This is a genomic window from Legionella genomosp. 1 (genome assembly GCF_900640215.1).
GTDB lineage: Bacteria > Pseudomonadota > Gammaproteobacteria > Legionellales > Legionellaceae > Legionella_C > Legionella_C quinlivanii_A.
Map to the genome: position 1 here is coordinate 20,801 of NZ_CAAAJH010000002.1, position 13,329 is coordinate 34,129.

Sequence of the window (13,329 nt, forward strand, 5' to 3'; positions counted from 1 at the left end):
CCTAGTCAAACTGTCAAGGCCCGCTGATGCTCGCTGTTTCGGATGCATCAAGCTCAGCATTCGCTTCTGGCTTAACTTCATCCTTTATCTGAGCCAGAGAAGCTTTCATTTGGTTTGTAATTGCAACCGACTTCGTTTGCAGGTTTATTCCTGTAACAGCATGGAACAAACGGGCCAGACAATCAAGAATTCCTCTATGTTTTCCTAGCTCGGTTTTTTGCGCGGCTTCAATTTCTTTTGTGGTTTCCTGTTTAAACTCATCAGGGGTTATTTGAGCCTTGGCAAAGCGTCCCCGCAACTCAGATAAAGTATTTGAAAGTTTTACAGCTTGTTCACCGGCAACACTGTTCCTGCTCGACAGGCGCATACTTTCCTTTTTCAATTGTTCGAGATTTTGGTCGATAATATTCAGGTAATTATCTTTTTTTGCTTTAGCATTCTCAAAATGCTCGGCAAAATCCATCACTTTATCTAAAGAGCTGTTAAGTGCTGCATTTAAATTTTCAGACTGAGAGCTTTTTACTGCCTGCCCTTGCAGGGCTCCAATCAGGAGGGGGTAGCGCATAAGATGCTGCATTGGAACTATTGCCACATTTTCTACCGAATTTAAAGAGATTTGCTGACTCACATCAGAATGCGCTTCGTTATAGGTCTTGACTGCATTTTCGACTTCCTGACTATATTCCGGCTGGATCAATGCAGCTTTTTCCAATCGGCTGATAAATTCAGCAAAACGTGGGCTTTGAATAAGCTCCGCTAACCGGTCAACCACTGTTTCCAGGCTATCCTCTTCACTGGTAATAAGCTTGTCAATTTCGATTTTTTCATAGGCGGTTATTAAGGCATCAATCTCTTTAATATAAGAATCCATTTCATGATTTTCATTAACCCTGTTGAGAAAGTCAGAAAGTTTATTAAAACTGGCGTAAGCCGTTTCAGCCTTGGCGATAATTTCTTCAAAGGCATAGGCTGCTTTGGAATTAGATTTAGCTACCCAATTGGCGCGCAGCTCTTTCTTATCTTTCATCTTTTACAAATCAGTAAGGGAATCTTACTTAAAATATAGATCTAATTCTCACAAAACTCATTTTATTAACAATTTGTTAATATTTTTACAATATAATTCACTTAAACATGCATTTTATGTGGCGTTTATTTTATGAAAAGAGAAGAAGTCGACACCCTGATTGTAGGCGCTGGCCCATCAGGTCTACTACATGCCATTGGACTGCTTCAAAAAAACCCCCAGAAACAGATTCTGATATTGGAAAAACGCGAAGAATACACGCGAAATCACGTGGTGCGTTTTAAATATTCCAAACTGGAAGAGTATATAAAAACAATAGGCGGAGAAAACATACCGGAACTCACTGATCTGGTAAAACGTCTTAAGAAAAATCCAGCAATCCGAATTAATGAACTTGAAGGAATATTAAAAAAAGCTGCATTGAGAATGGGCGCTGAAATTGAATATGACGAAGTCAAGGATGTTCAGTCGCAAGTATTTGAGAAGTATCCTAACCTTGATTTGCTGATTGGTTCTGATGGGACTCATAGCACTGTTTCCAAGCAGGTGTTTGGCGAAGATAACCAGATTAAGCACTCTTTTGATTATGTGCTCCAGGTACGATTTGAGGTAACCGGTCCAAAGCCAAATGCCATCGATTTACCCAGCTGGCCTTCTTATTTACAAGCCTATGGTGTGGCTGGTGAAGAAGTAATGGGTAAAACAGTGGATGGTAAAACACCGATTACCATGCAGATCATGATTTCCAAGGAAGATTTTGATGCCTTGACTCCGCATGCCACATCAAAAACACCTATTCGTCCTTTTAATGACGCCGAAACCAAACTGGACAAAGTTCCTGATGAAATCATGCAGAAAGTGAAAGGCTATCTTGGTTTACGGCTTGCGCATTATACAAATAACAATGCAGGCGAACACATCGATATGAGCGATGTTCGTCTGAGCGTTAATGAGGCCCCTGCAACAAGGGCGAAATCAGTTCTTACGTATAAAGAAGTCGGCGAACGGAAAGTCACAGTAATGCTGGCTGGGGATGCGGCACTAGGCCTTTCTTATTTTAAAGGGGTAGATGCCTGTCTGGAAAATGCGTCTCATGCACTGAATGCCCTTAATACAGATTCACCAGAGCAACGCATTGAACAACTCGAGGAATATTCAGAATGGTTTGATAAAGATTTAGCACCTCGAAAAGTAAATGAAGTAGCCCAGTACAGCAAATACGGCGCGCGTCTTCCTGTTGCGATTTTTGCTTTCTTAAACCGATTGCTTGGACGTGATTTTGCAATGAATACTGCGCAGGCTGAGCGTTTTGCTGATTTATATCATGGCAATCAGCGGGAAGTTCAAAAAAATGGCGCCTCACAGGACATTCTGAATACCCCCTATCCGCATCGCAGCAACTACTTTATGTCGGTACTCAATACCACCCCCACACCCGTTTCTGAGCACATGAAAACTATTGGCAAACATTTCCAAAAGTTTTTTACGACGTATAAATCCAATAATTACCTTTACAAAGATTTATTACAGCCACTCAATGCGGTAAAAAATATTATTGAGGGGGCTTTAAAAATTGGCTTATCGCCTCTGATGTTTTTGATAGCAACACCGATTAATTTATTCAGCACCAGAAAACTTAAAACTGGCTGGGAACAGGTAAAATCCAGTTTTGCGGCAACCGTAGGCAGGATGGGAGACGGATTTGGGCAATTGGGTGTAGGAATCACTTTGGCTCTTACCGCGGTCTTGATGCCGATAAAAGTAGTGGTCAATAGTATTACGACTGCTCGTGCAGAACCTCGTAAAATTGAAAATAATCCGGGCATGGCCAAATTGATAAAAGAGGCAGAGAAAGTTGATCATGAAGAAATGTCTGTTAATAAAATGAATGCCCTGCGTATTGACATGCATCGCAAACTTGAAAAATCCCTTGATAGGCATCAGAAAACAGATATTTCAGTTGAGGAAGAGCGCAAGGCATATAAGGCCTGTCAGCCCAGCAATCCGGAATCGTATAAACAGTATTTCAAACTGTTTAAACCAGCGCCTCAAACTCCGATTGAGGGCAGTAAAGCAGCTAACGATGCCGCAATAGACCCGACAGAAACCACCTTAGGCAAATAATGCTATACAGGCTCAAATAATTGAAGCAGACGTTCCTGTAAAGGCCGGGCAATTTCAAGCCCAGCCTTTTCTGGCGAGCCTGCATTAAAAGGCGGCTCAGGATCGTATTCGATGCCAAGCTGCAAGGTTTCAGCCACTTGTCGGCCCGCCACTTTAGCGGCCAGCAGTAAAGCCATATCAATTCCTGCCGACACGCCCGCAGCGCTGATAATTTTGCCATCCTCGACAATCCGCTCCGAAACAGGTTCAGCACCCCAATACCTTAGTCTATCCAAAACGGCCCAATGACTAGTGGCACGCTTGCCCTGCAAGAGCCCAGCCGCTCCCAGGATTAAACTGCCCGTACAGACGGAAGTTGTCCACTGAGTCGTATTATGAATTGATTTTATCCAGTCGAGTATTTCTGGCTCATGGGAAAGACTGGTTGCCTTACAGCCTCCGGGAATCACCAGAATATCGGTTTCCATGACATCCGATAAGGCATAATCCGCTATCAACTGCAGACCCAAACCGGTCTGTACTCTTCCTGCCTGTTTGGCCACACGTTGCACAGTAACTCCTGGTAAACGCGCTAAAACTTCATGCGGCCCAATACTATCGAGAGTTGTCATCTCATTATAAAATACAAAGCAGATTCGCATTAACACTCTCCTAGTTTTCCTGTGTCAGCTGGTAGATTAATAAAGCAGCACGTTCGGTTTGAATTCCCAAAGAAGCAATGTCCAGGGTTTCTTTTTCTGAATGAATACCTGAACCTGCTGGTCCGAGGCCAGCCAATGACGCCTCGACTTCTGATGCAATGAATGAAATATCCCCAGCTCCTCTCAAGACAGGATCCAGTGGTTTAATCGCTCCATAACCAAGCTGGCTGCTTGCCTGACTGTACTTTTCCAGTAATTTTAAATTGCTTTCAGTAGGAGACATGGCAGGAATCCCATCCTGAAATCGGATAGTGGCATTGGTACCGGTCAGGTGGGAGTTAATAATTGCTGCTATTTTTTGCTGAGCGGCTTCTTTTTGCTGTTCACTGATAAAGCGCAGGTCCCCATTTGCCACTGCCGCTTTGGCAATGACGTTTCCTTTACCAAAACCCTCCCCTCGGGAATCCTTATTGTCATAGTCAACACTGGTACCGCCCAAAATAAAGCCAGGATTGAATGATAAATACTTTTCACCAGCTAGCTGCTCACGCATGGTATCCAGAATTCGTACCAGTTCATAAATAGCACCGTAGCTGACACCCTGCTGAAAAATTTGTGAAGAATGCGATTCAGTACCCTGACTAGTCATTACCCAATTGGTTATTCCCCGCCGGGCAATTGTTGCAGTATCCATAGTGACTGCTCCTTCAAAATCCAGAGCAATATCGCAATGTTGAGCAACTTCTTTAAGCGGCTTTCTTGAAATAGAAGTCGGCTTGCCGGAGTCTTCCTCATCACCGGTTAACACCACGGTAATATTGGCATCATTAAGAAGGTTGTTCGCTTGTAAGGCTTTTAAAGCATAAAGGATAACGATATCCCCTCCTTTATCATCGACAACGCCGGGCCCCATTGCAAAATTTGCTTCGCGCTTAAATTGCTGAAAAGGACTGTTAAGAGGGAAAACTGTATCCAGATGACCTATTAAAAGCAGACGCTTCCCTTTTTTACCGGGATGCTCGGCAATCAGTGTACCCGCCCGCTGCATAGAGGGAGGTTCTTCTTCCCAGCGCAGTTTAAAACCCAGGACTTCGAATTCGCTCGCTAAGATTGAACCCACTTTGCGAACACCAGAAATATTGCTGGTACCGCTGTTGATATTCACCAGCTGCTCTAATAAAGAAAGCTGCTCTTGCTGATGGGCCGATACAAACTGCTTAATTTGCTGTTCAGGCGGCTGATTGGCTGTTGCTTCATTTGAAGCAAAACCCATCATGAGAAGTACGCAAACTATTCGTTGAAGCGAGTATAGCCTATTTCCTAAGCGCATTTTCCCCTCCATAAAAGTCCGCATCAATTCATCCTGACATGTTTTTTCCACTCCCGCGAAGGCATTGTTGCCTAGATAAACCCATCGTCTTTGCGAACAAAGTGAAGCAATCCACATCCAAGCTTGAACAAAGTAAGAAGCCAGATTGCTTCGCTAACGCTCGCAAAGACGTTTTTTTTTATGCATCCAAACGCAAAACTCGTAATATAACAACTCTACATTAACACGCAAGGGCATGGGGAATAATCCGGACCATATACGATGTAATTCTTAATTTCTTCGTTTTTGGCATAATAGACAGGCTTTTTCCCTGAAGAGTCCAGCGCTTCGCAATCTGCTTTGTAACGCAATAATAACTGCGTAAGCGCTGCATGTGATGATTTGACGCTTCGATGCAGCAGGCTGTCTCCATTCTCATTCTTCTCATTGACATTGATTCCAGCCTCCAGAAACAAGGCGACCATTTGCAGATTCCCTTTCTCGACTCCTGCAAAGACAGGACTGCCTTCATGCGTCATAAAATGGAGTTCGGCGCCCTTCTCTTTCAGTAAATTAAATACTGGTTTATGTCCCATCTCAGCGGCAATCATTAATGGCCGGGAAATAACCGGATAACGAAGTATCAACTCCCCGTCCTGTAATTCATTATCCGAAACTATAACTGGATTACCATCAGGAAAGGAGAACAACGATTGCAGTACTGGCGAATTGATATCAGCGCCATGTTCAAGCAAGAGACGCGTCATTTCCACATAGCCTTTTTGTACTGCTACAGTCAGTGCAGTACAGAGGATCTCGCCTCTTTGCTGATATCGGTTGATATCTGAAATATGAGGAAGCACCTGCTCCACCACATGAAGATTGTTCTTCTCTACCGCGGCAAATAATAATTGATACTCATCTATTTTTCTAAAAAAATTGATAGTCATGATCCCAATCTTCCCTGAATATTCATGATCCTGGATATTCATTCAATCAGAATTACTGACGACTTACAATTGCCCGCAATCATACCAGGATAAATAAGTATAAACCGGGCTATTTTTTTAATTTTTTTTCTTTAAAATACGCCAATAAAATTCACAATTAAAGAGCAATTATGCCTTATACCCTCCCTTCCTATGCGACTCTGCTTAAGCAACTGGATGCATTAAAAGACGGTTATTTAAAAAAAAATCAACTTTATTTAAGAGAACGCCAAGTGCAATGCGTAAATCTCAAACATAGCTTAATTAAGCAGGGTAACCTCATGCTGGCAATAGAGAAAGCAAAGAGGGAACAGACAGAAAATAAGGATCATGATTTGATGTTCCAGTTAGTCAGTTTATTGAGAGACTTAACCTATCCTCCTGTTGAACAAACTTATAGATCAGCGCAACCCCTTCGTTTATATGAAAAAATAGGCTATTTAGTTAATTATGGCCCTGTAAATCTGGAACTATTAAAAGAGCTGTATCAAACAATTCCGGCTACATCGGAATACTACGAAAAGTCTCAAAAACAGATCGCCGCCATTCAGGAGATGATTAATTTCAGCAGCAAATCTAATGACTTGGCAGAAGAACTTACCGAAAAAGATCAAGAACGTACAGCATGCCCTTTGGGCTTGTAATTAGAGAATCCAGGCTGGGAAGAGAGCTGATTTTGAACCCTCTCTCTAACTCTCTCCCAAAGGGAGAGAGGACTTTGAGGAAAATTAAGAGAAAATCCCTCTCCTCTGAGAGGAGTCTTAGCATGATTTAGCACTTAAAAAATATCGATTCTTTAAGAATACGTTAAGTTTAACCACGTATAATTCAACTATTAATCTGACTAAATGGACTTATGTTTCTGTAAATAAACGGATTCGCAGTTTTGTTGTAGGTGATAGCATGAAAGAGAAGAAAGAGAAGGTATTTGTACAGGTTAATCTTGGTACAGATACTTATTATACCCCGACCCCAGAGGAAGATCCCGTTAATTATCCTGACGGTGAAGCCTTAAGTGTCGCCGGTCAATTAGTCGATTCAAATGGCGTTCGTCGTGATGATGAAAGCCCCTATGTCTCTGATAAAGTAGAAGTTATCATCGGTCCCGATACATTGGGTAAGGCCGTTTATAGCCGTATCGCCCGGCAGATGGAATCCCTTCTCAAAGCTATTCTTCGCGGTGACGACCGGGCAGCTATTATTGCTCATAGCCGCGGAGGGGTAGAAACCATTCTGCTCACCCACTACATGAATGCAATCAAAAACCTGTTCAATCAGAATAAAGGTTCTAATTACGAACAATTCATAACCTTGCTAAAAGCCGATCCGGTTGTCGGTCCTTTTTTAGCAAATGCAACGATCACTCACAAACTGCAGCAGGAAGTGTTTCCTCAATTGAAAGCCGTTTATGAGCAAAAGCAAACAATCGATCTTAAATTAAGTATTTTTGTTCTGGATCCAGTTCCTGGCGACGTTCCCATTTATGGATGGGATGACAAGTTATTTTATCAACCCCTTCCTGAAATTGTTGATCAGGCAGAAATCGTTTATTACGAAAACGAAAAGAGTTGGGGATTTACACCCATCATGCCTAAAGCACCTGTTCACAAAGGCGCAAAGTTTTCGGCCATTACTATTCCGGGGCATCACGGCACCGGATCTTCCGGAAATAACTGTGACCAGACGGGAAAGCCTGTTCCTGCTGTACCACGTAAATCAGGTGAAGGCAATGCCAATGCAAAAGAGGCTCACAAATTAGTATTTTTAAAACTGCTTCGGTTTTTAAATAATAATCAAGTGCAGTTTGACATGAACAGTTTTGCAAATGCGCCGGAAAAAGGTTTGCTTAACCGAGTGATTCGATCTCTTAATAAACACAAGCTGACCGATAAAGACCATCCTCTGGTTTCCACAAAACAGACTGAAGGCGAGCCAATTGAAACAGTAATTAATTCTGAATGTCTGGTTCCTGCCACTTATCATTCCTACTATAAAATGCAGGATAATGAACTAGCCTATAAAGTGTTTAACAACACCAATTATGCCTGGCTTGGCCAGCGCAATAAAACGTTTCGCGAAGCCTTACAGGATGGTAAATATGTTCCCTTATCCAGTGTCATACCACCCGTATCAGGCTTTGTTAATGAAGAACATGCCAACATTGCCCGAGAAAAATTGTTTAAGGATTTTGGTATCGATGCAACCTCGTCCATTGATCATCTGCTGACTCAGGCGACACAGACTCTTGTGTCAGGATTTTTAGCAGCAGTTGCCAAACCAGAAAAACAATTAAATGCCATCGCGGTTGACCTCTCTGTTTCATCATCGATAACCGAGAGCTGGACTAATTTAATCCCTGCTGAGAAACCAGCTGGCATGCCTTCCACAGTGGCTAATCTGCTGGCAACTGAATCAGGCCAGAAAATGATTAAGGAAGGATTCTCCGCGGTGGTTGAAAAAATCAGCCAGAGCTATTTATCCGCTGGATTAGATCCCGCCACTCGATGGACCCTTTATCAGGCAATTGTGGGTGCATTTAATCAATTTGAAGAAACACTGGTTAGCTTAAAGAGCAGCGAAGAAAGTCAATCGTCTTTACCTGTTCCAATCGGTGCAATGGCTGCCGGCGCAATCGCCGCAACCAGCTCCGCGCAGAATAAACAGAGTGAGCTGTCCAAGCTGCTGGGAGAGGTTAAAGAGGATGCGAAGTCGTCTCTAGTAAAAACATTTGCTCAGTATCAGCAAAATCTCGAACACGAGCTTCAGAACATAGTTGCTACCATCAAAACACCCAAACATGACAAATTGGTAAATGGCTTTACGAAAATAGCTTTTTCAATTGTTAAAAAGAATGCGGATACCACGGAAATTAATAGCGAAGAGGACAAACGCTTTTTTGCCGCGCTGGAGGAACGCGTAGCCGGAGTCGAGGATTCAGATTATCCAGAGACTATTGCATTGCTTTGGCCATTAATCAAAGGCGATATCATCGAGATTTATGGTTTATCAGGGGAAAATGCTGAAGCGATTGACTCTATTGATTCCGAATTATTAAGCAAATATTTCGATACTGAACCCACCTGGTCTGACTTTGAATTGCTCTTTGAAAAATTAATTAATTTTCAAAGAGATCTCAAAGCCGTTGAGATATTACCTACCGATGAATACCTGCATGAACTTCAACTGAATCTGAATGCATTGTGTGATTGTGCTGCCCGGTATTTGCCTGCTCCAGACGGTGACTCAGAATTCGCTAAACAAGTGAGATGCTTCAGAATTCTTGCAGGAAAAGATGAGTTTCCTTCGATTGAAAAACTCCAGGGTGAATATCACCTGTTAGAAAAAGCGCTTGCTAATCTTCTCATTGAGAATAAAGACCTGTCAGAGGTAAACGAGCGTTTATCTCAGGCCAGAGTTCACGCAGAAGAAAGAATGAAAGTTCTGGAATCTGAAAATGCAGCCTCACTCCTGCTGATGGAAACTTTGACAGCACAGATAGAAGCTTTTCAACAAAAAACCCAAGTTTTGCAAAATCAGCTTGAAGCCCGGACTCAAGAAAAAGAGGGATTAACTGTTGAAAAAGCTGATTTGCAAAATACTATTGAAAGTCTTCGACAAGAAATATCAAGTTATGCTCAAAAAATTGATGTTTTATCCTCTGAAAAAGACAGGCTGGATGCACAGAATAAAGAGCTTTTATCAACATTATCTAAATTTAAAGGAATGAATGAACACATTCAGGCATTGCTTAAAGACAATCAGGGACTTCAGTTAGGCAATGACAGGCTCAAGGATGAAGTTGCTGTCTTAAAGCGGGAGAAAAGCGAGGCCGTTGCACAGCAATTCGAGATGGTAATGGAAGCTCAGGCAAAAGACCGGCAACTGTCTGCTGCCGCCAACGAAAATCTGGAACTAAAGTCTCAACTGGAAGTCATTACAAATACTCGCAAGGAGTTAGATAAGCAAAACCAAAGCCTGGCCGATGAAAATGCCAGATTGCGTGCCGAAATTGAAGCGAAAAGCCGTAGAATGGAGGAGGCGCGAAGATTCCAGCAGGAAGCAGCTCGTGAAAACGAGGCCTTAAAGTCTGAAAATAGCGATCTACGCAATCAATCAGCTCAAGCGAAAGAATCGGCAGAGCGGCAAATGGCTCAATTTAGTGCAGAGAATTCACGCCTGGCAGCAGAGTTGAATCAAGCGACGGAAAGAAACGAAGCTCAGGAGAGCGATGTCAGACGATTAGAAACTGAGAAGGCCCAGCTTGAGGAAGAACTTGCTCAGGCCAGAGCAGGCCAGTCTTTACAAGATGAAGCTAAACGTGTTGAACTTCTCAGGGCTTTAAACAGTGACACCCAAAGAAAATGTCTGAATACCATTAGCGATGAACTCATACCCCTCATTGATGGGTATCTGGAGCATCTCAATAATAAAAAAGATCCTATTGCCGAACAGAAAAAGCAAATAGTGTCAAACCTGAGAGCCATCTTAACTGACGAGGTTAAAATTCCTCTGGCAGTAGATAGAATGAAGGAATATCAAACAAGGCTAACTCAAGCAGACAAAGAGATGCTTTCATCGCATCGTGACGGTCCCTGGACACGTTTTGCTTCAAATTCGCTGAAAATCCTGGCGATAGCGCTTACCGGTGTGCTCCCTGGCCTGGCAGTTTTAGGTGCTTATTCTCTGGTAACAGGCAAGTCACCGATGTTCTGGCAGGCACAGGGTAACCGGACCATGCGCAAAGTGGAAGATACAATCAACCACTCCCTGAAGGAATTTGAAACTCCCGGAAGAACTCTGTAATTATCTGGCCAGCGCCTTTCATGAAAGTGAAAGGCGCTACTTCTAATTATTTACGGGCAGTTTGCGAAAGCCTACTGCAAGTCGATTCCAGCCATTGATGGTGATGATAGCAACTGTCAAATCAACTGCTTCTTTTTCGCTGAAATGCTTCAGCAATTCCTCATAGACTTCATCAGGTGCATGAGTTTCTGATAATAAAGTAATTGCCTCAGCCCAGGCTAAAGCCGCACGTTCGAGCTCTGTGAAGAATGGCGCTTCATGCCATACGGCAACAGCATTCAGACGTCTTTGCGTTTCCCCTGCTTTTAAAGCATCAACACAATGCATATCAACACAGAATACGCAGCCATTGATTTGAGAAACTCGCAGTTTTAGCAACTCAAGCAAGCGCTTGTCCAATCCGGATTCATTCACAAATCGCTCAAGATTCAACATGGCTTTAAGTGCTTCAGGAGATGCTTTATAGAAATCAGCTCGCGAAATAGCCATCCTAACCCCCATAGTTATAATGGATTATCAGCCGTGAAATGTGAGTTAATTATAGTTCATGGCAAAAGCAGTGTCGGGGTTGCCTCTAGCGTCTGCGTCCCTCGGCTTGTCCCTGAGGGCTCCCCTCATTTTTTATATAGTCAGCGGATGACTTAACATTTGCTCAAATAAGTCTATTATCGTGTCGTGCCCGCGAAGGCGGGAATCTATTTCTCAAGGTAATTCCTAACTTTGTTTGCAAGATGGATTTCCGCCTACGCGGAAACGACACTATTTAAAGTCAGTTTGACCTGATAATGTATGTATTTTTTAAATGAAAAAATGAGGGGATTCCTCAGGGCTTGTCCGAGGGATCCAGGAAACTCGTAGATTAACTGGATTCCCCGCATAAAGCGGGGAACGTCGTGGTGTGAGGAAATGCCGCGAGCGTTGCTACGTGAATAAAGCAAGGACTTAAGGCGGAGATTGCGTGCTTAACTGCTGTAATTCATATCGAAGACGGGAGATTTTTTCTCGGTGGCTAATCAGTGATTTAAAATGCTCAAGAGATTCTATATAGTCCTCAGCACGTTCTTTCCGATAATCACTCTGCTCGGCGAACTGGTTTTCCACTCCATTAAAAAGCTCAGCCGCATCCTCCAGGGCATTCTCTATTCCGCATCCCAATAGAAAATTGGCAGGCATAAACGCATCCCCTATCAGGCAATAAAATCCACCCTGTGGAAGACCCATCGCATGATGGCTGGCAATTTCGAGATCCATTTTGAACACTGAAGACAGGTTTAAGGCCCTGGTTTTGAATTTTTCATTCTTCATTAACAATTGAATGATACGGTCAAACCATTTTTTTAGTTCCCCGGTGTCTTTACTTTGTAAGATTTCCTCAGGCACTTCACCAGTAGCATAGACGGTTTCAGACTGCTTTGAATACTTTATAAAGAATACCGGAGAACGTTCAAGCTTCCAGCCTAAAGATTTTAGTTCGGATATCTGCTCCGGAGACAAAATGATACTGGAATCGAATGGAGTCATTACCGGGGTACGCATCATCTCAAAAGGAGCATTCTCAATGGCCAGACTGATAATACCAAAGGCATTATATTCAGGATTCTCAATCGGCTCATAGGAAATCGCAAACTCCGGATTTTGTCTATTCCAAATTTGTGTATAGGATTTAGCAGTTTTTCCCGACGCATCAACCAGCAGGTCAAAATGAACATTTTGCTGCTTGCCATCGATTTCAAGAACCAGCTCCTGCTCCTTTCCTCTGGCCTCGATAACCTGAGTGTCTCCTTTGTGAAAAACCAATTGCTGATCGTCTGAAAACTGGATTGTATTTCGTTTAAAAGAATACGCTCTCTTCGCATAGATAAATTGTAATTTTTCATACTGATAGCGTTGCAAATCACTAATAGCAATTACAGTTCGCTCTTTCTCGATAAGCTTAAAAAACGCCAGATCAAGACGCTCTTCTTCGTTAAGCTCGGGAAGCTCTTGCGGCGCAATTAACTGGCATCTGAAATCCCTCTGATCTAAAAAGTATGCTTTATTTTTAAGTGAGCTTAGATTAAAGAAATCAGTAATGGTTTGCTCTTGCAATACCACTCCCTGACTACGGCTAAACAATTGATCTTCTCGCCTGGAGTCAATCAAATGAACCGAATAGCCTTTAGTTAACAAGCTCAGAGCAGCAGCCAATCCGGCAGGCCCCATCCCCATAATATAGGCATTTTTTGTCATAAAGAGTTATTAATGAGTGAATGTGTGAAAATAGTATCACTGGATTATTAAGAAATTATTAGGATGTTATTAAGGCGATACTGCCAAAGTGAAGAAATCAATTTGAATGATCCTGTTATTTGGAACTCGGCCGGAAATAATGGTTTTCCCGGATTGAAAGATTAAATCTTGGCAATTTTCCAATCATTCCTCCAGAGAAATAAAGTA

The 13,329-nt window shown here is 42.6% G+C and carries 9 protein-coding genes; 3 read left to right on the forward strand and 6 right to left on the reverse strand.

Features of this window, described 5'->3' with window-relative positions:
• Positions 1-13 precede the first annotated feature (13 nt).
• Entirely contained in the window at positions 14-1,027 is a 1,014-nt protein-coding gene (locus E1O89_RS02305; protein WP_133138772.1) for a hypothetical protein, read from the reverse strand.
• A gap of 132 nt (positions 1,028-1,159) precedes the next feature.
• Between E1O89_RS02305 and E1O89_RS02310 the strand changes: the two genes are divergently transcribed.
• Complete coding sequence (locus E1O89_RS02310; RefSeq protein WP_133138773.1) at positions 1,160-3,151, forward strand: hypothetical protein; 1,992 nt, start codon at positions 1,160-1,162, stop codon at positions 3,149-3,151.
• Positions 3,152-3,153: 2 nt separating this feature from the next.
• On the opposite strand, the gene E1O89_RS02315 is transcribed toward E1O89_RS02310, so the two are convergent.
• From E1O89_RS02315 to E1O89_RS02325, 3 genes are all read right to left on the reverse strand, one after another.
• Entirely contained in the window at positions 3,154-3,792 is a 639-nt protein-coding gene (locus E1O89_RS02315; protein WP_133138774.1) for a DJ-1/PfpI family protein, read from the reverse strand.
• Positions 3,793-3,802: 10 nt separating this feature from the next.
• The gene (locus E1O89_RS02320) at positions 3,803-5,122 is read right to left on the reverse strand and encodes a M20 family metallopeptidase (RefSeq protein ID WP_262337372.1); all 1,320 of its coding nucleotides are present in this window, start codon (positions 5,120-5,122) and stop codon (positions 3,803-3,805) included.
• 215 nt (positions 5,123-5,337) lie between these two features.
• Complete coding sequence (locus tag E1O89_RS02325) at positions 5,338-6,051, reverse strand: ankyrin repeat domain-containing protein (protein ID WP_165483040.1); 714 nt, start codon at positions 6,049-6,051, stop codon at positions 5,338-5,340.
• Between the two features lie 170 nt (positions 6,052-6,221).
• Between E1O89_RS02325 and E1O89_RS02330 the strand changes: the two genes are divergently transcribed.
• On the forward strand, positions 6,222-6,734 hold the full coding sequence (locus tag E1O89_RS02330) for a hypothetical protein (protein ID WP_133138776.1): 513 nt from the start codon (positions 6,222-6,224) through the stop codon (positions 6,732-6,734).
• Positions 6,735-6,993: 259 nt separating this feature from the next.
• Positions 6,994-10,893, forward strand: a complete 3,900-nt coding sequence (locus E1O89_RS02335) for a hypothetical protein (protein ID WP_133138777.1) — start codon at positions 6,994-6,996, stop codon at positions 10,891-10,893.
• Positions 10,894-10,935: 42 nt separating this feature from the next.
• On the opposite strand, the gene E1O89_RS02340 is transcribed toward E1O89_RS02335, so the two are convergent.
• Positions 10,936-11,382 (reverse strand): carboxymuconolactone decarboxylase family protein, encoded by a 447-nt coding sequence (locus E1O89_RS02340; RefSeq protein ID WP_133138778.1) that lies wholly within the window; start codon positions 11,380-11,382, stop codon positions 10,936-10,938.
• A gap of 453 nt (positions 11,383-11,835) precedes the next feature.
• Positions 11,836-13,122, reverse strand: a complete 1,287-nt coding sequence (locus E1O89_RS02345; protein WP_133138779.1) for an FAD-dependent monooxygenase — start codon at positions 13,120-13,122, stop codon at positions 11,836-11,838.
• Positions 13,123-13,329: the final 207 nt, after the last annotated feature.